Origin of the sequence: Clostridium cellulovorans 743B (assembly GCF_000145275.1) — a bacterium.
In the GTDB taxonomy this organism is placed as follows: Bacteria; Bacillota; Clostridia; order Clostridiales; family Clostridiaceae; genus Clostridium_K; species Clostridium_K cellulovorans.
On sequence record NC_014393.1, the window covers coordinates 4495270 to 4518477 of the forward strand.

Annotated in this window: 28 protein-coding genes and 1 other annotated feature; all 28 genes read right to left on the bottom strand. The window is 35.0% G+C overall.

The window, feature by feature from the left end; genetic code table 11:
* Positions 1 to 25: 25 nt before the first annotated feature.
* The 28 genes from rpsH to nusG all read right to left on the bottom strand — a co-directional run bounded on the left by rpsH (position 26) and on the right by nusG (position 23170).
* Positions 26 to 424 carry a 30S ribosomal protein S8 gene (rpsH, locus tag CLOCEL_RS18535; RefSeq protein WP_010073727.1) on the bottom strand — a complete coding sequence of 133 codons (399 nt, stop codon included), beginning with the start codon at positions 422 to 424 and terminating at the stop codon, positions 26 to 28.
* 32 nt (positions 425 to 456) lie between these two features.
* The gene (locus CLOCEL_RS18540; RefSeq protein WP_010073729.1) at positions 457 to 642 is read right to left on the bottom strand and encodes a type Z 30S ribosomal protein S14; all 186 of its coding nucleotides are present in this window, start codon (positions 640 to 642) and stop codon (positions 457 to 459) included.
* Positions 643 to 657: 15 nt separating this feature from the next.
* The gene (gene rplE, locus CLOCEL_RS18545) at positions 658 to 1200 is read right to left on the bottom strand and encodes a 50S ribosomal protein L5 (RefSeq protein ID WP_010073730.1); all 543 of its coding nucleotides are present in this window, start codon (positions 1198 to 1200) and stop codon (positions 658 to 660) included.
* Positions 1201 to 1221: 21 nt separating this feature from the next.
* Positions 1222 to 1539 (bottom strand): 50S ribosomal protein L24, encoded by a 318-nt coding sequence (rplX, locus tag CLOCEL_RS18550; RefSeq protein WP_010073731.1) that lies wholly within the window; start codon positions 1537 to 1539, stop codon positions 1222 to 1224.
* A gap of 18 nt (positions 1540 to 1557) precedes the next feature.
* Complete coding sequence (gene rplN / locus CLOCEL_RS18555; RefSeq protein WP_010073732.1) at positions 1558 to 1926, bottom strand: 50S ribosomal protein L14; 369 nt, start codon at positions 1924 to 1926, stop codon at positions 1558 to 1560.
* Positions 1927 to 1954: 28 nt separating this feature from the next.
* On the bottom strand, positions 1955 to 2209 hold the full coding sequence (rpsQ, locus tag CLOCEL_RS18560) for a 30S ribosomal protein S17 (protein WP_010073733.1): 255 nt from the start codon (positions 2207 to 2209) through the stop codon (positions 1955 to 1957).
* 27 nt (positions 2210 to 2236) lie between these two features.
* Positions 2237 to 2449 carry a 50S ribosomal protein L29 gene (rpmC, locus tag CLOCEL_RS18565; RefSeq protein ID WP_010073734.1) on the bottom strand — a complete coding sequence of 71 codons (213 nt, stop codon included), beginning with the start codon at positions 2447 to 2449 and terminating at the stop codon, positions 2237 to 2239.
* Complete coding sequence (rplP, locus tag CLOCEL_RS18570) at positions 2449 to 2883, bottom strand: 50S ribosomal protein L16 (protein WP_010073735.1); 435 nt, start codon at positions 2881 to 2883, stop codon at positions 2449 to 2451. The genes rpmC and rplP overlap by 1 nt, the downstream gene beginning before the upstream one ends.
* A gap of 18 nt (positions 2884 to 2901) precedes the next feature.
* Positions 2902 to 3573 (bottom strand): 30S ribosomal protein S3, encoded by a 672-nt coding sequence (rpsC, locus tag CLOCEL_RS18575; RefSeq protein ID WP_010073736.1) that lies wholly within the window; start codon positions 3571 to 3573, stop codon positions 2902 to 2904.
* Between the two features lie 15 nt (positions 3574 to 3588).
* A complete protein-coding gene (gene rplV, locus CLOCEL_RS18580; RefSeq protein ID WP_010073737.1) occupies positions 3589 to 3924 on the bottom strand; it encodes a 50S ribosomal protein L22 in 336 nt (111 codons plus the stop codon).
* Between the two features lie 24 nt (positions 3925 to 3948).
* Positions 3949 to 4230, bottom strand: a complete 282-nt coding sequence (rpsS, locus tag CLOCEL_RS18585; RefSeq protein WP_010073738.1) for a 30S ribosomal protein S19 — start codon at positions 4228 to 4230, stop codon at positions 3949 to 3951.
* A gap of 64 nt (positions 4231 to 4294) precedes the next feature.
* Positions 4295 to 5125 (bottom strand): 50S ribosomal protein L2, encoded by an 831-nt coding sequence (gene rplB / locus CLOCEL_RS18590; RefSeq protein WP_010073739.1) that lies wholly within the window; start codon positions 5123 to 5125, stop codon positions 4295 to 4297.
* A gap of 55 nt (positions 5126 to 5180) precedes the next feature.
* A complete protein-coding gene (rplW, locus tag CLOCEL_RS18595) occupies positions 5181 to 5474 on the bottom strand; it encodes a 50S ribosomal protein L23 (protein WP_010073740.1) in 294 nt (97 codons plus the stop codon).
* Positions 5474 to 6094: a 50S ribosomal protein L4 gene (gene rplD / locus CLOCEL_RS18600; protein WP_010073741.1), complete on the bottom strand. Its 621-nt coding sequence runs from the start codon at positions 6092 to 6094 to the stop codon at positions 5474 to 5476. The genes rplW and rplD overlap by 1 nt, the downstream gene beginning before the upstream one ends.
* Positions 6095 to 6121: 27 nt before the next feature.
* Complete coding sequence (rplC, locus tag CLOCEL_RS18605; protein ID WP_010073742.1) at positions 6122 to 6751, bottom strand: 50S ribosomal protein L3; 630 nt, start codon at positions 6749 to 6751, stop codon at positions 6122 to 6124.
* 85 nt (positions 6752 to 6836) lie between these two features.
* Positions 6837 to 7151 carry a 30S ribosomal protein S10 gene (gene rpsJ / locus CLOCEL_RS18610; protein ID WP_010073743.1) on the bottom strand — a complete coding sequence of 105 codons (315 nt, stop codon included), beginning with the start codon at positions 7149 to 7151 and terminating at the stop codon, positions 6837 to 6839.
* A 610-nt stretch (positions 7152 to 7761) separates the two neighbouring features.
* A complete protein-coding gene (tuf, locus tag CLOCEL_RS18615; RefSeq protein ID WP_013291937.1) occupies positions 7762 to 8955 on the bottom strand; it encodes an elongation factor Tu in 1194 nt (397 codons plus the stop codon).
* Between the two features lie 30 nt (positions 8956 to 8985).
* Positions 8986 to 11055 (bottom strand): elongation factor G, encoded by a 2070-nt coding sequence (gene fusA / locus CLOCEL_RS18620; protein ID WP_013291938.1) that lies wholly within the window; start codon positions 11053 to 11055, stop codon positions 8986 to 8988.
* A gap of 79 nt (positions 11056 to 11134) precedes the next feature.
* Positions 11135 to 11605, bottom strand: a complete 471-nt coding sequence (gene rpsG / locus CLOCEL_RS18625) for a 30S ribosomal protein S7 (protein WP_010073746.1) — start codon at positions 11603 to 11605, stop codon at positions 11135 to 11137.
* Positions 11606 to 11771: 166 nt separating this feature from the next.
* On the bottom strand, positions 11772 to 12152 hold the full coding sequence (gene rpsL / locus CLOCEL_RS18630; protein WP_010073747.1) for a 30S ribosomal protein S12: 381 nt from the start codon (positions 12150 to 12152) through the stop codon (positions 11772 to 11774).
* A 57-nt stretch (positions 12153 to 12209) separates the two neighbouring features.
* A complete protein-coding gene (locus CLOCEL_RS18635) occupies positions 12210 to 12446 on the bottom strand; it encodes a ribosomal L7Ae/L30e/S12e/Gadd45 family protein (RefSeq protein ID WP_010073748.1) in 237 nt (78 codons plus the stop codon).
* Positions 12447 to 12566: 120 nt separating this feature from the next.
* Positions 12567 to 16085 (bottom strand): DNA-directed RNA polymerase subunit beta', encoded by a 3519-nt coding sequence (gene rpoC, locus CLOCEL_RS18640; RefSeq protein WP_010073749.1) that lies wholly within the window; start codon positions 16083 to 16085, stop codon positions 12567 to 12569.
* 19 nt (positions 16086 to 16104) lie between these two features.
* Entirely contained in the window at positions 16105 to 19824 is a 3720-nt protein-coding gene (gene rpoB / locus CLOCEL_RS18645) for a DNA-directed RNA polymerase subunit beta (RefSeq protein WP_010073750.1), read from the bottom strand.
* A 322-nt stretch (positions 19825 to 20146) separates the two neighbouring features.
* Positions 20147 to 20506 carry a 50S ribosomal protein L7/L12 gene (gene rplL, locus CLOCEL_RS18650; RefSeq protein WP_010073751.1) on the bottom strand — a complete coding sequence of 120 codons (360 nt, stop codon included), beginning with the start codon at positions 20504 to 20506 and terminating at the stop codon, positions 20147 to 20149.
* A gap of 48 nt (positions 20507 to 20554) precedes the next feature.
* The gene (gene rplJ / locus CLOCEL_RS18655) at positions 20555 to 21052 is read right to left on the bottom strand and encodes a 50S ribosomal protein L10 (RefSeq protein WP_029169171.1); all 498 of its coding nucleotides are present in this window, start codon (positions 21050 to 21052) and stop codon (positions 20555 to 20557) included.
* 43 nt (positions 21053 to 21095) lie between these two features.
* Positions 21096 to 21236, bottom strand: a sequence feature (ribosomal protein L10 leader region).
* Between the two features lie 145 nt (positions 21237 to 21381).
* On the bottom strand, positions 21382 to 22071 hold the full coding sequence (gene rplA / locus CLOCEL_RS18660; RefSeq protein WP_010073753.1) for a 50S ribosomal protein L1: 690 nt from the start codon (positions 22069 to 22071) through the stop codon (positions 21382 to 21384).
* Between the two features lie 71 nt (positions 22072 to 22142).
* Positions 22143 to 22568, bottom strand: a complete 426-nt coding sequence (gene rplK / locus CLOCEL_RS18665; RefSeq protein ID WP_010073754.1) for a 50S ribosomal protein L11 — start codon at positions 22566 to 22568, stop codon at positions 22143 to 22145.
* Between the two features lie 80 nt (positions 22569 to 22648).
* On the bottom strand, positions 22649 to 23170 hold the full coding sequence (gene nusG / locus CLOCEL_RS18670) for a transcription termination/antitermination protein NusG (RefSeq protein WP_010073755.1): 522 nt from the start codon (positions 23168 to 23170) through the stop codon (positions 22649 to 22651).
* Positions 23171 to 23208: the final 38 nt, after the last annotated feature.

The following is a 23208-nucleotide window of genomic DNA, read 5'->3' on the forward strand; positions in this document are numbered from 1 at the left end:
CCTGTATTATTGAGTTTAATCTAAATTACCAAACGTAACAGATTACTTCTCCACCTAATCCTAATTTTCTTGCATCTTTATCAGTTAATATACCTTTTGAAGTTGAGATAATCGCAACTCCTAAGCCGTTTAATACTTGAGGAATTTCTTCCTTTCTGCAGTAAACTCTTAAACCTGGCTTAGATATTCTCTTTAAACCAGTTATAGTTCTAGTTTTATCTGAACCATATTTTAATGCTATTCTTAGCATAGGAACTATTCCATCATTATATTCTTCTATATCTTTAACGTAACCTTCTTGTAAAAGTAAGTTAGCGATAGCCTTCTTTACATTTGAAGAAGGAACTTCAACCACTTCGTGTCTCGCAGTATTAGCATTTCTTATACGTGTTAGCAAATCTGCTATTGGATCTGTCATAACCATTAATAGTGCCTCCTTTCATACAACTACTTATATTACCAGCTAGCTTTTCTACAACCTGGTATTTCACCTTTATAGGCAAGTTCTCTAAAACATATTCTGCAGATACCATATTTCTTTAATACTGAATGTGGTCTTCCACATAATCTGCATCTTGTATATGCTCTAGTAGAATACTTAGGTTCTTTGTTCCACTTTTCAACTATTGCTTTACGTGCCACAGTATTCCCTCCTTATTATTGTGCGAATGGCATTCCAAGATATCTTAATAACTCTCTAGCTTCTTCATCTGTCTTAGCAGTAGTTACAAATATAATGTCCATACCTCTTACTTTATCGACCTTATCGTACTCAATTTCTGGGAAAATTAATTGTTCTTTAATTCCTAAAGCATAGTTTCCTCTGCCGTCAAAAGCCTTGCTTGAAACTCCTCTAAAGTCTCTAACTCTTGGTAATGCTACGTTCATTAATTTGTCAGCGAATTCAAACATTCTATCTTTTCTTAATGTAACTTTGCATCCGATAGGCATATTTTCTCTTAACTTAAAGTTCGCTACTGATTTCTTAGCTCTTGTTAAGATTACTTTTTGACCAGCAATGATTTCTAAATCTCTTACAGCTGATTCTAAAACTTTAGCATTATCTTTAGCTTCGCCTACGCCCATGTTTATAATTATTTTTTCAAGCTTTGGAACTTCCATAATATTTTTATATCCGAACTTTTCCATTAAAGCTTTTACAACTTCATTTTCATACTTTTCTTTAAGTCTTGGACTCATCAAATTGCCCTCCTTTCAAGATTAAAGTGTTTTACCACATTTCTTACAAACTCTAACTTTTGATCCGTCTTCTTGAATCTTATTGCTAATTCTTGTAGCTTTCTTACAGCTATCACAGAACAACATAACTTTAGCACTGTTGATCGCTGCTTCAGCTTTAACTATACCACCTTGCATATTTGCTCTGTTTGGTTTTTGATGTTTAGTTACTACATTTACATCTTTAACTAAAACAGTTCCCTTTTTAGGATATACTGCAAGAACTTCACTGATTTTACCTTTATCTTTACCTGAGATAACAACAACTTTGTCACTCTTTCTTACATGTATCTTGCTCACTTAAGCCACCTCCCTATATTATAGAACTTCTGGTGCTAGTGATAAGATTTTATTGAATTCCTTATCTCTTAATTCCCTAGCAACTGGTCCGAATATACGAGTTCCTCTTGGTTGTTTATCTTCTTTAATGATAACCGCAGCATTCTCGTCGAACTTTATATATGAACCATCTTGTCTTCTTAATCCTTTAACTGATCTAACGATAACAGCCTTTACAACATCGCCTTTCTTTACAACTCCACCTGGTGTTGCACTTTTAACGCTAGCGACTATAATGTCTCCGATGTTTCCCCATTTTCTGTGAGATCCACCTAATACTCTGATACACATAATTTCTTTAGCACCTGAGTTATCTGCAACTTTTAATAATGTTTGTTGCTGAATCATGTAAAAACCCTCCTTTCAGTTTTAAAGCCTACTTAGCTTTTTCAACTATCTTAACAAGTCTCCAATTTTTGTCTTTTGACAATGGTCTAGTTTCCATAATTTCTACTCTATCATTAACGTTTGCTTCGTTATTTTCATCATGAACTTTGAATTTAGTAGTTCTATTAACTGTTTTTCCGTATAATGGGTGACGCACTTTAGTTTCAACAGCAACTACAATTGTCTTATTCATTTTATCTGAAACAACTCTACCGATTCTTGTTTTTCTCATTGTTCTTTCCACGGCACAGACCTCCTTTCAAAGTATCGATTATTGTTCAACAGCCTTCAATTCATCTTCTCTTAGGATGGTTTTAATTTGGGCTATTGATTTTTTAACTTCTCTGATTCTCATAGGATTCTCTAATTGGCCTGTAGCTAATTGGAATCTTAAGTTAAAAAGCTCTTTCTTAAGATCAGCTAAGTTAGCATTTAAGTCTTGAGCTGAACTTTCTCTTAACTCTTGTAACTTGTTAGCCTTCATTATTTCTCACCACCCATTTCCTCAAAGTCTTTTCTTGTTACAAATTTAGTTTTTATAGGAAGCTTATGAGAAGCTAGTCTCATTGCCTCTCTAGCAGTTTCTTCATTAACACCTGATAATTCGAATAACACTCTACCTGGTTTAACAACTGCTACCCAATACTCTGGTGAACCTTTACCGGAACCCATACGAGTTTCAGCTGGTTTTTCAGTGATTGGCTTATCTGGGAAAATCTTTATCCAAAGTTTTCCTCCTCTTCTGATGTATCTATTTATCGCGATTCTGGCAGCTTCTATTTGATTGCTTGTAATCCAACCACATTCTGTAGCTTGAATTGCATAATCTCCGTATGCTATAAAGTTTCCTCTAGTAGCTTTACCTCTCATTCTGCCCTTTTGCACTTTACGATGCTTAACTCTTTTAGGCATTAACATATCAGATTTCCTCCTTCCCTATTGTGCGCTTACTTCTTCCTCATTTTTAACTTTCTTTGTTGGAAGAACCTCACCTTTATATACCCATACTTTTACACCAATCTTGCCGTATGTAGTATTTGCTTCTGCAAATCCATAATCAATATCAGCTCTAAGTGTTTGTAGTGGAATTGTACCTTCGTGATATTGCTCTGTTCTAGCAATTTCAGCTCCTGCTAATCTACCAGCACATGCAGTTTTAACACCTCTCACGCCTTGCTTCATAGCTCTTTGAATTGTTTGTTTCATAGCTCTTCTAAAAGAAATTCTCTTTTCTAATTGTTGTGCTATGCTTTCAGCCATTAATTGTGCATCAGTTTCAGCATTTTTGATTTCAACTATATTTATTAAAATATTCTTATCTGCTGATATTTTTAATAAATCTTTCTTTAAAGCTTCAATACCTTGACCGCCTCTTCCGATGATCATACCTGGTTTAGCTGTGTATATATTTAACTTAACTCTTTTTGCTTTTCTTTCTATTTCTATTTTAGAAATACCAGAGTTATAAAGTTTAGTCTTTACAAAGTCTCTAATTTTATTGTCTTCAACTAAGTAATTAGCAAATTCTTTTTTGTCTGCAAACCATTTTGCATCCCAATCTTTTATAACGCCGACTCTTAACCCATGTGGATTTACCTTTTGACCCAAAGTTTTTCCCTCCTTCTACGCTCTTTCTTTAACTACTAGAGTTATATGAGATGTTCTCTTTTTAATGCTAAATGCTCTTCCTTGTGCATGTGGTCTAAATCTCTTTAAAGTTGGACCTTGACCTGTATGAGCATCAGAAACATATAAGTTCTCTCTGCTTAAATTTAAATTGTTTTCTGCGTTAGCAACAGCGGATTTAAGTAATTTATTTACTACAACTGCTGCATCCTTAGGAGTATATTGTAAAATTGCGAATGCTTCATTCACATTTTTACCTCTTATTAAGTCTAACACTATGTTCACCTTCGTTGGTGACATTCTTATATATCTAGCTATAGCCTTAGCTTCCATGTTGAAAAGTCCTCCTTTCTAAGCTTATCTCTTCTTACCAGATGATTTCTCTTGTATATGACCTTTAAATGTTCTAGTTAATACGAATTCACCTAGTTTATGACCTACCATATCTTCTACAACGTACACTGGAACGTGTTTTCTTCCATCATGAACTGCGATTGTGTGACCAACCATTTGAGGGAAAATTGTTGAACTTCTTGACCAAGTTTTTATAACTTTCTTCTCATTTTTTTCGTTCATTTCGTTGATCTTTGCTAATAATGATTCTTTTATATAAGGTCCTTTTTTTACTGATCTACTCATTAAATTTGGCCTCCCTTCATCAAACCTTCAATTAAATCAGAAGAGAATTATAATTCTCTCCTGATTATTTTCTACCCTTGATAATAAGTCTATCTGAGTATTTCTTCTTCTTTCTTGTTTTGTATCCAAGTGCTGGTTTACCCCATGGAGTACGTGGACTTGCGTGTCCTACTGGTGATTTACCTTCACCACCACCGTGAGGGTGATCGTTAGGGTTCATTACAGAACCTCTTACTGTAGGTCTGATACCCATGTGTCTTTTTCTACCAGCTTTACCTATATTGATGATTTCGTGTGTTAAGTTTGATACAGTTCCTATTGTAGCTCTGCATTCAATTCTAACATATCTCATTTCACCTGAAGGTAATCTTAATGTTGCATAGTTGCCTTCTTTAGCCATAAGCTGTGCTGAAGCACCGGCAGATCTAACTAATTGAGCACCTTTTCCAGCTGCTAATTCTACATTATGAACAACTGTACCAACTGGAATGTTCTTTAATGGTAAGCAGTTACCTGGTTTGATATCAGCGTTAACGCCTGACTCAACAACATCTCCAACTTTTATTCCAACTGGTGCGATGATATATCTCTTCTCACCATCTGCATATGATACAAGTGAAATGTAAGCAGATCTGTTTGGATCGTACTCAACTGAAACTACCTTTGCTGGTATTCCATCTTTATCATTTCTCTTGAAATCTATTAATCTATATTTTTGCTTAGCACCACCACCGTGATGTCTAACAGTTATTTTACCTTGATTGTTTCTACCACCTGTTTTATTTTTTGATACAAGAAGTGATTTTTCAGGCACATTTGTAGTTATGAACTCAAATGTATCCATAGTCATTTCTCTTCTTGAAGGTGTGGTAGGTTTATACGTTCTAACTGCCATGCAATTTCCCTCCTTCTTTTTCGCTTATCTGGCCTCAGCCAATACCTGCTTTTTATTACATTCCTTCGAAGAATTCGATTGTTTTGCTTTCTTCTGTTAATTTAACAACAGCTTTTTTATAGTCAGCTCTTTTACCGATGTGTACGCCTACTCTTTTAGTTTTACCTAAGTAGTTAGCTGTTTTAACATCTGCTACTTCAACTCCGAAAACTTCTTCAACTGCCTTTTTAACTTGGCACTTGTTAGCATTTACATCTACTAGGAAAGTGTATTTCTTTTCAGCCATTTCGCTCATGCTTTTTTCAGTAATAACAGGCTTTCTTATAATATCATAGCTTGTTAATTTCATTATGCGTACACCTCCTCAATCTTTGATACAGCATCCTTAGTGATTAATACCTTTGGATACTTTAATAAGTCATATACATTGATATTGTTTACTGGTATTACTTCAACACCTTCAACATTTCTGATTGACTTATATACATTTTCATTTGATTCAGCAACTACTACTAAAGCTTTTTTAACTTCAAAAGCTTTTAACATAGCAACTGCTTCCTTAGTCTTTGGAGCATCAAAAGCTAAGCTTTCTAATACTACTAACTCGTTATCATTAACTTTGCTAGTTAATACAGATTTCATAGCAGTTCTCTTCATTGACTTTGGAATTGATACTCTATAATCTCTTGGTTTTGGTGCAAATACTATACCACCATGAATCCATTGTGGCGATCTGATTGAACCTTGTCTAGCTCTACCAGTTCCCTTTTGTCTCCAAGGTTTGATTCCACCCCCAGAAACTTCAGCTCTTGTTTTAGCTGATTGAGTTCCTTGTCTTTTATTTGCTAATAAAGCAACAACTACTTGATGTACTGCTGCTTCACTAATTTTAGCTGCAAATACATTGTCATTTAATTGGATATCTCCAACATTTTGGCCTTCTTTATTAAATAATCCTACTGTAGGCATTCTGCATCCTCCTTTCCTGGGTTAATATTAAGCTTTAACTGCATTTCTGATAACAACAAAGCCTTTATTTGGTCCTGGAACAGCTCCTTTTATAAGGATGATGTTTTTATCAACCATAACCTTAGCAACTGTTAAATTCATAACAGTAGTGTTTTTAGCTCCCATGTGACCAGGTAATTTTTTATTTTTAAATGTTCTTGAAGGATCTGATGAAGCTCCCATAGAACCTGGAGCTCTGTGGAATTTTGAACCGTGGCTCATTGGTCCTCTGTGTGCGCCCCATCTCTTAATTGTACCTTGGAATCCCTTACCTTTAGAAACTCCTGATACGTCTACTTTTTCTCCAGCCTCGAAGATATCAACTTTAAACTCATCTTTAACGTTGTATCCTGATACATCTTCTAATCTTAATTCTTTAACATATCTTTTTACTGGAACACCTGCTGCTGCGAAATGTCCTTTCATAGGTTTGTTAAATAAATTTTCTCTCTTGTCGCCAAATCCAACTTGAATTGCTTCATAACCATCTTTATCGATAGTTTTCTTTTGGATTACTACGCAAGGACCTGCTTCTACAACAGTAACAGGTATTAATTTTCTGTTCTCGTCAAAAATTTGGGTCATACCAATTTTTTTGCCTAGTATTGCCTTTTTCATCCTGAATACCTCCTAACATATTAGCGGATCACCCTTGGTGATCATAATAGTCCGAATAGCTATTTATCTAAACAAACTATATTTTTTATTCTGATAATTTAATTTCGATATCAACACCAGCTGGTAAGTCTAATCTCATTAGAGCATCAACAGTTTTTGGTGATGGACTTAATATATCCACAAGTCTCTTATGAGTTCTGATTTCGAATTGCTCTCTAGAATCTTTGTACTTATGTACAGCTCTAAGGATAGTTACAACATCTTTTTCAGTTGGTAGTGGCACTGGACCAGCAACCTTTGCTCCTGTAGATTTTGCAGTTTCAACAATTCTTTCAGCTGATTGATCAAGTAATGTGTGATCAAAAGCCTTTAATCTTATTCTTATTTTTTGCTTTGCCATTTCTATTCCCTCCTTTTCATCGCACGTTATACTTTATGCGTACAATAACGGATATACTGTAAACCCTTCCACGTGTATCGCATACTGCAATAACACCCTTCCAAGATGCACTATTCCGCCGCCTGGTTCAAGACCAAGACATACTCCGCAAGAATCTCCCTAAAGTCAGGCCACCTCTTGCTTCATCGCCATTTTTACTCACAACTCTTATATTATAACTTAGAAAACTAAGAATTGCAATAGCTTATTTATTAAAGGTTCTAATTTTGTAACTTAACTAAAAACATTGTATTTTTAGTTCTATTACTAATGATTATTGCCCCGCTAAACGTCACTTTATACATTATAGTGTATGTAATTCATTATGTAAATAGCTTTTTTCTACTTATTTCACTATAAAAAAAGAAGATAGACGTCTCTATCTTCTTTTCATAAACTGCAGTTTGTTTGTTTTTATTATATTAATATAATTTTGTTAAAGATATATCATTAAACTATTTATTAAAATCGATTTATTTCATTCTGTCTGTCTAAATAATGTCCATCTAAAATCTGCATCTAATTTTGTCTTATGCTATTATGTCTATTTAAAAGTCATTTCGTTTAAATATTATTCAACGATTGTTGTAACAACACCTGAACCAACTGTTCTTCCGCCTTCTCTGATAGCGAATCTTAGGTTTTCATCCATTGCTACTTGTGTTATTAATTCTACGTTCATGTCGATGTGGTCTCCTGGCATTACCATTTCAACTCCGTCTGGTAATTTGATTGAACCTGTAACGTCTGTTGTTCTGAAGTAGAATTGTGGTCTGTATCCATCGAAGAATGGTGTGTGTCTTCCGCCTTCTTCTTTCTTAAGTACGTATACTTGACCTACGAACTTGCTGTGTGGTGTTACTGAACCTGGTTTTGATAATACTTGACCTCTTTCGATTTCATCTCTTTGAACACCTCTTAATAATGCTCCGATGTTATCTCCTGCCATTGCTTCATCAAGTAATTTCTTGAACATTTCTACACCTGTTACAGTGATTTTTCTTGTTTCTTCGTGTAATCCAACTAGTTCTACTTCGTCTCCTACATGAAGAATTCCTCTTTCAACTCTTCCAGTTGCAACTGTTCCTCTTCCAGTGATTGTGAATACATCTTCTACTGGCATTAAGAATGGTTTGTCTGTTGCTCTTTCTGGTGTTGGGATGTATGAATCAACTGCTGCCATTAATTCCATTACGCATTTTGTTGCTTCTTCATCTGATGGGTTTTCTAATGCTTTTAATGCTGATCCTGTTATTACTGGAGTATCATCTCCTGGGAATCCGTATTCATCTAGTAATTCTCTTACTTCCATTTCAACTAATTCTAATAATTCTGGATCGTCTACCATATCTGCTTTGTTTAAGAATACTACTATGTATTGTACACCAACTCTTGATGATAATAGTATGTGTTCTCTTGTTTGTGGCATTGGACCATCTGCTGCTGAACAAACTAATATTGCTCCGTCCATTTGCGCTGCTCCAGTGATCATGTTCTTAACATAGTCAGCATGTCCTGGACAGTCAACGTGTGCATAATGTCTATTTTCAGTTTCGTACTCAACGTGAGCTGTGTTGATTGTGATTCCTCTTTCTTTTTCTTCTGGCGCTTTATCTATTTCGTCATATTTGAAAGCTTTTGCTCCACCTTTAAGTGCAAGTACTGATGTGATTGCAGCTGTTAATGTTGTCTTACCGTGGTCAACGTGACCAATTGTTCCGATGTTTACGTGTGGTTTTGTTCTTTCGAATTTTGATTTTGACATCTTGATTTCCTCCCTTATTTAAACCCTTTATTATTTTGCGTTTCTTTCTCCAGCAATTTTATCCTGGATATTTCTTGGAACATCTTCATAATGATCTGTTTCCATGCTGTAAGTTCCTCTACCTTGAGTCTTAGATCTTAATGCAGTTGCATAACCAAACATTTCAGAAAGTGGAACGAATGATCTGATAACTTGAGCTCCTGCTCTATTTTCCATACCATCAATTCTACCTCTTCTTGAGTTTATGTCACCAATTACATCTCCCATGTATTCTTCTGGAACTGTAACTTCAACTTTCATTATTGGTTCAAGTAGTACTGGATTTGCTTTAGCCATAGCATTTTTGAATGCCATAGATCCAGCGATTTTAAATGCCATTTCTGATGAGTCAACATCATGGTATGAACCGTCAACTAGCTTGATCTTGAAGTTTATAACTGGGAATCCTGCAACTACACCGCTATTTGAAGCTTCTTGAATACCATTATCGATAGGTGAAATAAATTCTTTAGGAATAGCTCCTCCAACGATAGCGTTTTCGAATTCATATGCACCTTCATGAGGCATCATTTCTATCCAACAGTGACCATATTGTCCTCTACCACCAGATTGTCTTACAAACTTACCTTCAGCTCTAACAGCTTCTCTGATAGTTTCTTTGTAAGCAACTTGTGGAGCACCAACATTACAATCAACTTTGAACTCTCTTGTTAATCTATCAACGATAATTTCAAGGTGAAGTTCTCCCATACCACCGATGATTGTTTGACCTGTTTCTTGGTCAGTAAAAGTTTTGAATGTAGGATCTTCTTCAGCAAGTTTTACAAGAGCTAAGCCCATTTTTTCTTGACCAGCTTTTGTTTTTGGTTCTATAGCAACATGGATAACTGGATCTGGGAATTCCATACTTTCTAGTACGATTGGATTTGCTTCCTCACATAAAGTATCTCCAGTTGTTGTATTTTTAAGACCTACGATTGCACCTAATTCACCAGCTTCAAGACTTTCAACTTCTTCTCTGTGGTTAGCATGCATTTTAACAAGTCTTCCGATTCTTTCTTTCTTACCTTTCGTTGAGTTAAGAACATAAGAACCTGATTGAAGAACTCCTGAGTATACTCTAGCGAAAGCTAATTTACCAACGAATGGATCTGTAGCAATCTTAAATGCTAATGCAGACATTGGCTCTTCATCAGAAGCTTTTCTGCTATCTTCTTCACCTTCTAATGAAGTACCTTTTATAGCAGGTATATCAAGTGGTGATGGTAAGTAATCAACAACTGAGTCGATCATTTGTTGAACACCTTTGTTCTTGTATGATGAACCACAGAATACAGGAACTATTTCATTAGCGATTACACCTTTTCTAAGAGCTGCTTTTAACTCTTCTACTGTTGGTTCTTCACCATCAAGGTATTTCATCATTAATTCTTCATCTAGTTCAGCTATTGATTCGATCATAGTTGCTCTATATTCTTCAACTTTATCTTTTAATTCAGCTGGAACTTCAGTTTCATCAACTTCTTTTCCTAGATCATCTTTATAAAGGATAGCTACGTTTCTTATTAAGTCTACCATACCTTTGAATTGATCTTCAGCACCAATTGGATATTGGATTGGAACAGCATTTGCTTTTAATCTATCTCTTAATGTAGCAACACATCTAAAGAAATCTGCACCAACAGCATCCATTTTGTTTACATACACCATTCTTGGTACTTGGTATTTGTCTGCCTGTCTCCAAACAGTTTCAGTTTGTGGTTCAACACCACTCTTAGCATCTAGAACTGTAACAGCTCCATCAAGAACTCTTAGAGATCTTTCAACTTCAACAGTAAAGTCTACGTGTCCTGGTGTGTCAATGATGTTTAACTCATGATCTCTCCATACACATGATGTTGCAGCAGAAGTTATTGTTATACCTCTTTCTTGTTCTTGAACCATCCAGTCCATCGTAGCTGCACCTTCATGAACTTCACCTATTTTATGTGTTCTTCCTGTGTAAAATAATATACGCTCAGTAGTTGTCGTTTTACCAGCATCTATATGGGCCATTATTCCAAAGTTACGGAACTTTTCTATAGGATATTTTCTAGCCATACTATTTTTCCTCCTCTCAAGGTTTAAATTTTAATTCAACAAAACTGTTTTGGTAAAAACCAAAACAGTTTTGAACATATTAATATCTGTAGTGAGCGAAAGCTTTGTTTGCTTCTGCCATTTTGTGAGTATCTTCTCTCTTTTTAACAGCTGCACCAGTGTTATTGGCTGCATCCATTAATTCATTAGCTAATCTTTCTCTTGCATACTTTTCGCCTCTTTTATTAGTTGCTGCAAGTATCCATCTGATTGCTAATGTCTGTCTTCTTTCTGGTCTTACTTCTATTGGAACTTGGTAGTTAGAACCACCTATTCTTCTAGCTTTAACCTCAAGAAGTGGCATTACATTATTCATAGCAGTTTCAAAAACCTCTATTGGGTCTTTTTCTGTTTTCTTTTGAATAATTTCAAATGCTTCGTAGCAAACTCTTTGTGCTACACCTTTTTTACCATCTTCCATTATGTTGTTTATTAACTTTGTAACAACTTTGTTGTTGTACATTGGATCTGGTAATACATCTCTTTTAGCTATATGTCCTTTTCTTGGCACTTTTCTTCCCTCCTTAACAGTTTAAATTTAAGTTCATCGGTACTCGACAATTTATGTTTTGTCGTAAAGTGCTTTGCCATCTGTTATATATAATCTCCATAATGGATGTAATTATTATTAATTGAAATATATATTTACTGAAGACATAGCACTAGTGTACGAAGAATTATTTCTTCGCTTTAGGCTTCTTAGCACCGTATTTTGATCTAGCCTGCATTCTGTTAGCTACACCAGCACAGTCTAACGCACCTCTTACTATATGGTATCTAACACCCGGTACGTCCTTAACTCTACCACCTCTTATAAGAACAACACTATGTTCTTGTAAGTTATGGCCAACACCACCAATGTATGCTGTTACTTCATATCCATTAGTTAATCTAACTCTAGCAATTTTTCTAAGCGCTGAGTTAGGTTTCTTTGGAGTAGTAGTTTTAACAACAGTACAAACTCCTCTTTTTTGAGGGCTCGCTTTCAAAGCTGGAGCTGTTGATTTAGTTACTATGTCTTTTCTGCCTTTTCTTACTAACTGGCTAATAGTTGGCATCTCTGCACCTCCTCTTTTATTTTTTAAATCTATATAAATATGGATTTAGCAAGGTAATTATACAGTTGCGGCAGCAACGGCTCCAACTTGAATACCGCATAATCTGCCTAATTCTTTCATAGTATCAATATAAATAACCTCAATGGAGCTTTCCATAGCTAAACCTTCAATATTTTCTCTTATGTTATCATCTGAATCTTTAGCGATGTATAATTTTTTACAATTTCCGGTTTTAAGAGCTTTTATAGTTTGCTTTAAGCCCACTACTTTCTTGCCTTGAAGTCTTTCAACCATTTCCACTGCCTCCATTAACATTACTGTTACAGAGAATATCGAAATACTCTCTGTAACAATTAACACACAAAATGTATTTTATCATTTTACAAACCTTGTGTCAACATAACAATTTTTTTGCTATTCCTCTATTGCGATTTCTGTTTCTCGTGCAACATCGATACTTATGTTCTTATATCTCTTCATTCCTGTTCCAGCTGGAATTAACTTACCGATAATTACATTTTCCTTCAATCCTAATAATGGATCTACTTTTCCCTTTATTGCAGCATCAGTAAGAACTCTAGTTGTTTCTTGGAATGATGCAGCTGATAAGAATGAATCTGTAGCAAGAGCAGCTTTTGTGATACCTAAAAGGGAAACTATTCCTTTTGCAGGTTCTTGATTATTCGCTATTGCATTTTCATTTACTTCAGCATAATCATACATATCTATCATTGTTCCTGGTAACAATTCAGTATCCCCAGAATCATCTATCTTAACTTTTCTTGTCATTTGTTTTACTACAACTTCAAGATGCTTATCATTGATATCAACACCTTGTAGTCTATAAACCTTTTGAACTTCTGATAATAAGTAATTCTTAACAGCTTTGACACCCTTAATTCTGATTATATCATGTGGGTTAACAGAACCTTGTGTTATTTCATCACCAGCTTCTATAACATCACCATTAACTACTCTTATTGATGATCCAAACGGAATATCATATGTTGCTTCTTCACCATCATTGCCAACAACAATTACAGTTCTCTTCTTTTTAGTTTCTTCGTATTTAACTGTACCTGCAATCTCACTTACAATAGCAAGACCCTTTGGCTTTCTAGCTTCGAACAATTCTTCAACTCTAGGAAGACCTTGAGTTATATCGGCTCCGGCAACACCACCAGTATGGAACGTTCTCATTGTAAGCTGAGTACCTGGTTCACCGATAGATTGAGCCGCTACTATACCAACCGCTTCACCTATATTAACCTTTTGACCTGTAGCCATATCCATACCATAGCATTTTGCACAAACTCCATGTTTAGATTTACATGTAAATACAGATCTTATTCTTACTTTCTTTACTCCTCTTTTTTCAATCTTTTCAGCAAGAGGAACATCAACATAAGAATTTTTAGCTGCAAGTACTTCTCCACTTTCTGGATCAACTACATCTTCAGCCATATACCTACCAGCTAATCTTTCATGTAATGGTTCGATTACTTCATTTCCTTCTTTGATTTCTACTACTTCGAAACCTTCATCATCACCACAATCTTCACTTCTTACGATAACATCTTGGCTTACATCAACAAGTCTTCTTGTTAAGTAACCTGAGTCAGCCGTTTTTAGTGCTGTATCGGCGTTACCTTTTCTAGCTCCGTGAGTAGATATAAAGTATTCTAATACGTCTAGACCTTCTCTGAAGGAAGATTTGATTGGACGTTCTATGATTTTACCTGATGGGCTCGCCATAAGTCCTCTCATACCTGCAAGTTGTTTAATCTGAGACTTAGAACCTCTGGCTCCGGAATCTGCCATCATGAATATTGGATTGAACTTATCAAGGTTAGCCATAAGTGCATCCGCAACCTTTTCAGTAGTTTCAGTCCATTTTTCTATAACTTTTTCATATCTTTCATCTTCTGAAATAAAACCTCTTCTGAACATCTTTTCAATCTTATCAACAGTAGTTTCTGCTTCATGCATTAATTCCTTCTTTTGAGGTGGAACTGTCATATCTGAAGTAGAAACTGTGATAGCTCCTATTGTTGAATAGTGATATCCTGTAGCTTTGATTTTATCAAGCATCGTTGATGTTTTCGTTGGTCCATATTTTTGATAACATTTTTCTATAATATTTCCTAAATTCTTTTTACTTACAAGGAAATCTATTTCTAATTTCAACTCATTACCTGGAATTGTTCTATCAACAAAACCTAAATTTTGAGGAATTGATTCATTAAAAATTATCTTACCACAAGTAGTTTCTATATTACCTTTTATAACCTTACCATCAATTACTTTTTGCAGTCTTACTTTAATTCTTGCATTAATAGCTATATCTCCATTTTGGTAAGCCATTAATACTTCATCAGTGTTAGTAAAGAATTTACCTTCTCCCTTAGCTCCTTCTTTTTCTAGAGTTAAGTAATATGATCCTAAAACCATATCCTGAGTAGGAACTGAAACTGGCTTTCCATCAGATGGCTTCATTATATTATGAGCCGCTAACATTAAGAATCTAGCTTCAGCTTGAGCCTCAACAGATAAAGGTAAGTGAACAGCCATCTGGTCACCATCAAAGTCAGCATTATATGCTGAACATGTAAGTGGGTGAAGTTTTATAGCTCTTCCTTCAACTAGTACTGGTTGGAAAGCTTGAATACCAAGTCTATGAAGCGTAGGCGCACGGTTAAGTAGTACTGGATGATCTTGAATAACTTCTTCTAAGACATCCCACACTTGTGGCTGAACTCTTTCAACCATTCTCTTAGCACTCTTAATATTGTGAGCAGCATTACTTTCAACTAACTTCTTCATAACAAATGGTTTGAATAATTCAAGTGCCATTTCCTTTGGAAGACCACATTGATACATCTTAAGTTCTGGTCCAACAACAATAACAGATCTACCTGAGTAGTCAACACGTTTTCCAAGAAGGTTTTGTCTAAATCTACCTTGCTTACCTTTAAGCATATCTGATAAAGATTTAAGAGGCCTATTTCCTGGTCCTGTAACTGGTCTACCTCTTCTACCATTATCGATTAGAGCATCTGCTGCTTCTTGAAGCATTCTCTTCTCGTTTCTAACTATTATATCTGGTGCTCCTAAATCAAGAAGCTTTTTAAGTCTGTTATTTCTATTTATAACTCTTCTATATAAGTCATTTAAATCTGATGTAGCAAATCTTCCACCGTCTAATTGAACCATTGGTCTTAAATCTGGTGGTATAACTGGTATTACATCACTTATCATCCAAGATGGCTTATTACCAGACTTTCTAAAAGATTCTACAACTTCAAGTCTTCTGATAATTCTAACCTTCTTTTGTCCTGAACTTTGAATCAACTCTTCTTTAAGTTCTTTAGATAGGCTTTCTAAGTCAAGTTCTTCTAGAAGTACTTTAACTGATTCTGCACCCATACCTGCTTCAAAGCTATCGTATCCGTACTTATCAATTGCTTCTCTATATTCCTTCTCAGTTAGAAGTTGTTTCTTTAATAATGGGGTTTCCTTTGGCTTTAATACTACATAAGATGCAAAGTATAAAATCTTTTCAAGAGCTCTTGGAGACATATCTAAAATTAATCCCATTCTTGATGGAATACCTTTAAAATACCAAATGTGAGAAACTGGGGCAGCAAGTTCTATATGCCCCATTCTTTCACGTCTTACTTTTGATTTTGTAACCTCAACTCCGCAACGGTCACAAACAATCCCCTTATATCTAACTCTTTTATACTTACCACAATGACACTCCCAATCCTTCATTGGTCCGAATATTCTTTCACAGAATAAACCATCCTTTTCTGGTTTTAGAGTTCTATAGTTTATTGTTTCTGGTTTTTTAACCTCACCTCTTGACCACTCTCTAATCTTTTCAGGTGAAGCCAATCTAATTTGTAATGCATCAAAATTATTTAATTCCAAGGGTTCATCCTCCCTTCAATTAGTCTTCTTCGTTAAAATCTTCTATTTCAAAGTCATCTTTTAATCCGTCTAATGGAAGTTCTTCATAGTCTAAATCTATATCCATTTCTTCTTTAAAGAAATCATCCTGTAAGTCAATATCTTCTTCTGATGGTAAATCAGTGTCCGCAGGAACGCCATTTTCTATTCCTTCTATATTAACTTCTAAATCTTCTAATTCTTCATCAACTGATTCTTTTAATTGAATTTCCTCATTATCACTTGTTAATACTCTAACATCTAAGCATAATGCCTGTAATTCCTTTATAAGAACCTTAAATGATTCTGGAAGACCTGGTTCTGGAATATTTTCTCCTTTAACAATTGCTTCATAAGTTTTAACTCTTCCTACAACGTCATCGGATTTAACAGTTAGAATTTCTTGCAGTGTATGTGCTGCTCCATAAGCCTCTAGGGCCCAAACTTCCATTTCTCCAAATCTCTGGCCACCGAATTGTGCTTTACCTCCAAGTGGTTGTTGAGTAACTAAGGAGTATGGACCTGTAGATCTAGCATGAATCTTATCATCAACCAAATGAGCCAACTTTAAGATATACATATATCCAACAGTAACTCTATTATCAAAAGGTTCTCCAGTTCTACCATCATATAGTACTGTTTTACCATCTCTAGCATAACCAGCTTCTTCTAATTGATCTTCAATTTCTTCTTCAGTTGCTCCGTCAAATACTGGTGTCGCAATATGCCATCCCTTATTTGCAGCAGCCCATCCAAGATGAACTTCAAGTACCTGCCCGATATTCATACGAGAAGGAACGCCTAGAGGATTTAAGCATATTTGAAGTGGCCTACCATCTGGTAAGAATGGCATATCTTCTTCTGGTAATACTCTTGAGATAACCCCTTTATTACCGTGTCTACCAGCCATTTTATCTCCAACTGATATTTTTCTTTTTTGAGCAATATAACATCTTACAAGTTGATTAACTCCTGGTGGTAATTCATCACCATTTTCTCTTGTAAATATCTTAACATCAACGATGATACCAGCTTCTCCATGAGGTACTCTTAATGACGTATCTCTAACTTCTCTTGCTTTTTCACCGAAGATAGCTCTTAAAAGTCTTTCTTCTGCAGTAAGTTCAGTTTCCCCTTTTGGTGTAACTTTCCCAACAAGGATATCTCCTGACCTTACCTCTGCACCTATTCTAATTATTCCACTGTCATCTATATCTTTAAGTGCATCTTCACCAACATTTGGTATGTCTCTTGTTATTTCTTCTGGTCCTAGTTTAGTGTCTCTAGCTTCACATTCATATTCTTCAATGTGTATAGAAGTAAATACATCATCTCTAACTAATTGTTCAGAAATTAGCATCGCATCTTCATAATTGTAACCTTCCCAAGTGATAAAGCCCATTCTTATATTTTTTCCAAGAGCTATTTCTCCTAAGTCCGTAGATGGACCATCTGCTAATACTGCACCCGCTTCAACTTTTTCGCCTTTAACAACGATAGGTCTTTGGTTGATACATGTACTTTGGTTGGTTCTTTTGAACTTTAACAGTTTATAACTATCAAGTTTTCCATCTTCATCTCTCTTAACTTTAACAAGGTCTGCACTAACATACACAACTTCACCAGCATGAATAGCTTTAGGAAGCACCCCTGAGTCAACAGCAGCCTTATATTCTATACCAGTACCAACAATAGGTGCTTGTGGTTTTAATAATGGAACTGCCTGACGTTGCATGTTTGAACCCATCAGTGCTCTTGATGCGTCGTCATTTTCTAAGAATGGTATCATAGCTGTAGCAACAGATACTAATTGTCTCGATGAAACATCCATTAAATCAACATCATGTTTTGATACTACCAACACATCTTCACCATCTCTGACAGTGATTTTACTGTTAACAAAATATCCATTTTCATCCAGTTGTTCATTTGCCTGAGCAACAACTAATGCATCTTCTTCATCAGCTGTAAAGTATCTTATTTCTTCGGTTACTCTACCTTCTTTTTTATCTACAACTCTATAACAAGTTTCAATAAATCCATAATCATTAACCTTTGCATATGTAGCTAAAGAATTAATAAGACCTATGTTTGGACCTTCTGGTGTTTCTATTGGACACATTCTTCCATAATGTGAGTGATGAACGTCTCTAACTTCGAAACCAGCTCTTTCTCTCGAAAGACCTCCTGGTCCTAATGCAGATAATCTTCTCTTATGTGTAAGTTCTCCTAATGGATTCGTTTGATCCATGAATTGTGATAACTGTGAACTACCAAAGAATTCTTTGATAGCAGCAGCAACTGGTCTTGTATTTATTAATGCTTGTGGCGTTATTGCTTCTTGATCTTGAACAGTCATTCTTTCCTTGACTACTCTTTCCATCCTTGAAAGACCTATTCTGAATTGATTTTGAAGAAGTTCTCCAACTGCTCTAAGTCTTCTATTTCCTAAATGGTCTATATCATCAACATTTCCTACACCATAAGGTAATCCGATTTCATAGTTAACAGTCGCTAATATGTCATCTTTTACAATATGCTTAGGAATTAATTTGTGTATATTTTTCTTGATTTCAGCTTTTTGCTCTTCTTCGTCTGTATATTGATCAAGTATTTCTCTAAGGGTTGGATAATGTACTAACTCTTTGACATTTATCTTAGTAGGATCAAAGTTAACATGTGACTTTATGTCTACAAAATTATTACCTATTACCTTTAATGTCTTATCTTCTACTTGAATAATAACTTCATTTATTCCAAGGTTTTGAATTTCTACAGCCTTTTCTCTTTCTATCTTTGTTCCTTTCTCAACAAGTATTTCACCTGTTTCAGGATTTACAATATCTTCAGCTGCTGTTTGGTTAGCTATTCTTAGTGAAAGAGCTAACTTCTTATTGAACTTATATCTACCTACTCTAGATAAATCATATCTTTTAGGATCAAAGAATAGCGTATTTATAAGTTCTACTGCACTTTCTACAGTCGGAGGTTCGCCTGGTCTCAATCTCTTATAGATTTCAAGTAAGGCATCTTCTCTAGACTTAACACTATCTTTTTCCATAGTAGCTTTTAGTCTTTCTTCTTCACCAAGGAAGTCTATTACTTCAGCGTCAGTTCCATATCCCATTGCTCTTACTAACATTGTGATCGGAAGCTTTCTAGTTTTATCAATTCTTACATAAATTACGCTGTTAGAATCTGTTTCATACTCTAACCATGCTCCTCTATTTGGTATTACTGTAGAGGAATATAGTTTTTTACCAGTTTTGTCTACAGTGTAATTGTAGTACGTTCCTGGAGATCTAACTAATTGTGATACTACAACTCTTTCTGCACCATTAATAATAAAGGTACCTTGTTCAGTCATTAATGGGAAATCTCCCATGAAAACTTCTTGCTCTTTAACTTCACCGGTTTCCTTATTTAGTAATCTTACTGTTACTTTTAATGGTGCTGCATAAGTAGCGTCTCTTTCCTTGCATTCTTCAACAGAATACTTGATGTTTTCCATGTCTAATTTGTAGCCTACAAACTCAAGTACAAGATTACCAGTGTAGTCTTGTATTGGATTTACGTCATCAAAGATTTCTTGAAGACCTTCATCTAAAAACCACTTATAGGAATCCACTTGAATTTCTATAAGATTTGGCATTTTGCCTACTTCTACTTGTTTTGAGAAGCTCATTCTGGTTCTTTTACCAACTTGGACAGGATGTACCATTAGCTTTCACCCCTTGTATAAACTAAAATAACCAATAAACACCCCTGTCTTTTTAAAAGTGTCATTGGATTGCATACATTGTCATTTTCATATTCTTGACTTAAATTTTTCATTTAATACTTTGTATTAAAAATTCATTTCAATGTGTTATTTTCACACACCAATGCAATTTAATATTCTATCATAATACTACAGAACAGTCAACAATTATTTATATTTTAGTTTAATCTATAATTGTCTTACAAGTTTTTATTACATAGTTTTAAGCTTGTTTTCTAGAATAAAAAAAGGCACATTTTACTGTGCCTTTTTATTTTTAAAACTATTGTAATTCTACAACAGCTCCTACTTCTTCTAACTTAGCTTTCATTGCATCAGCTTCTTCCTTAGAAACTCCTTCTTTAAGAGCCTTTGGAACACCATCAACTAATTCTTTAGCTTCTTTTAAGCCAAGACCAGTTAATTCTCTAACAACTTTGATAACTTTGATTTTTTCTTTAGCTTCTTTTAATACTACGTTGAATTCAGTCTTTTCTTCAGCAGCAGCTGGAGCAGCTCCGCCAACTACAGCTACAGGAGCAGCAGCGCTTACGCCAAATTCCTCTTCACAAGCTGTTACTAATTCGTTTAATTCTAAAACTGTCATATTTTTTATAGCTTCAATTATTTGATTCTTATCCATTAAAGTGCACCTCCGAATTTATATCTAAATTAATTTGATTATTTTTAATTAAGCTTCTGATTGTTTCTTTTCTTCGATAGCTTTTAACAAGTATGCGAAGTTTGATATTGGAGCCTTGAAGCTTCCAAGAAGTTTTGCAATAAGAACTTCTCTTGATGGTATGTTTGCAAGTTTTTTGATAGTTTCTGTATCATAAACTGTACCTTCAACAACACCAGCTTTTAATTCAAATGATTTGTGTTCTTTTGCGAAATCATTTAATATTCTTGCAGGAGCTGTAGCTTCTTCGTAACCGAATGCTATAGCTATTGGTCCTGTTAAGAATGGATCTAAACCTTCGATACCAGCCTCTTTAGCAGCTAATGCTACTAGTGTGTTTTTGTAAATTTTATACTCAACACCAGCTTCTCTACAAGCCTTTCTTAATGCTGTATCAGCTTCAGCAGTATTACCTTGATATTGAGCTAAAACTAATCCTTTTGAATTAACTAGCTTTTCTTTTATCTCAGCAACTTTTTCTTGTTTAGCTATTCTATTTTTGCTTATCACTTCCACTGTGTGTCCACCTCCTCACAGTCTATATAAACTGTTTTATATAATTAAAGGTCTCTCCGTAGACGCACGAAGAGACCTTTATATACTAAATAATATATATATCGTCTTCCTCGGCAGGTTGTATAACGTTACACCATAAGGTACCTACTTTCTACGGAAAGTTATTTACTTAATCAACGCTAATATTATATCAGCGATAAAACAACCTTGTCAACAACTTTCTTAACCATTCTTACATTTTATGAGTTTTTCTTACATACTGTAAAATCTACTCATTATTTGTAAGCCCCTTATAAATATAAGAGTCTCTAATCTTATGATTAGTCTAACACTTTGTTAGGGTTAACTTTTGCTCCTGGTCCCATAGTGCTTGAAACACTAACAGATTTGATGTATTGACCTTTAGCAGCTGCTGGCTTAGCTTTAACTATTGCTTCCATCATTGCTGTGAAGTTATCTTTTAACTTTTCAGCTCCGAATGATTTCTTACCAACTGGAACGTGAACGATAGAAGTTTTGTCAACTCTGTATTCAACTTTACCAGCTTTAATTTCTTGTATTGCTCTAGCTACATCAAATGTAACTGTACCTGATTTAGGGTTTGGCATTAAACCTTTTGGTCCTAGGATTCTACCTAATCTACCAACAACACCCATCATATCTGGTGTAGCAACTACAATGTCAAATTCAAACCAGTTTTCCTTTTGGATTTTGTCTGCTAATTCTTCTGCACCAACATATTCAGCTCCTGCTGCTTCAGCTTCCTTAGCTTTCTCACCTTTTGCAAAAACAAGCGTTCTAACTGATTTACCAGTTCCGTGAGGAAGAACAACTGCTCCTCTAACTTGTTGATCAGCATGTCTTGGGTCTACTCCAAGTCTTACTGCTAATTCGATAGTTTCATCGAATTTTGCTTTTGATGTCTTAACTGCTAATTCTAGAGCTTCTAGTGGTGTATAAAGAACGTTTTTGTCGATAAGCTTAGCGCTTTCTATATAATTCTTTCCCATTATCTCTATCCTCCTTGTGGTTTTAGCGGTTTTTACCTCCCACTAATTACGTTATCAGTATACTGATAAAATTATTCTACTATAGTTACGCCCATGCTTCTTGCAGTTCCTGCAATCATGCTCATAGCCGCTTCAACTGATCCAGCGTTTAAATCAGGTAATTTTGTTTCAGCAATTTGTCTTAATTGTTCTTGAGTTATTTTACCAACCTTTGTTCTGTTTGGAACTCCTGAACCACTCTCAAGTCCAGCTGCTTTCTTTATTAGAACTGCTGCTGGTGGAGTTTTTAATATAAAGCTGAAAGATCTGTCCTGATAAACAGTTAATACTACTGGTATTGTTAATCCTGCTTGATTAGCAGTCTTAGCATTGTATTCCTTACAGAATTGCATAATGTTAACACCATGTGGTCCTAGTGCAGTACCAACTGGTGGTGCTGGAGTAGCTTTTCCTGCAGGAAGTTGAAGTTTAATTAATCCTACGACTTTTTTAGCCATGAATCTGTACCTCCTAAAATGTGGTTTGGCGGAAAGATATTTTCCTCCCACTATGTTAAGACTTTCGTCTTAATAGCATATTAATCTAATTTTTCTACTTGTGCAAAGTCTAATTCAGCAGGTGTTTCTCTACCAAACATATCAACTAAGCCTTTTATTTTTTGTTTTTCTATATTCACTTCTGTTATCTGAGCATTAAAACCTTTCAATGCTCCAGAAGTAATTAGAACTGTTTCACCAACCTCCATGTCAACGGTTGCAGGAGTATCATTAATACCCATTCTATCAATTTCTTCATTGGTAAGAGAAACTGGTTTACCAGCTGGACCAACAAAGCCACTAACGCCTCTGGTATTTCTTACGATATACCAAGTGTCGTCTGTCATTATCATTTTAATAAATACATAACCAGGTAATAACTTCTTTAAGGCAACTTTTTGCTTGCCATCCTTTTCTTCAACCTCTTCTGACATAGGGATTTGGATGTCATAGAAATAGTTGTGAAGATTTCTGTTGTCAATTGATTTTTCCAAGGTTGCTTTTACTTTATTTTCATAACCTGAGAATGTATTTACAACATACCATTTAGCTTTCTCTGCCATAATTCTCTAAATAGGACTTATCCTATTCTAACCTCCTC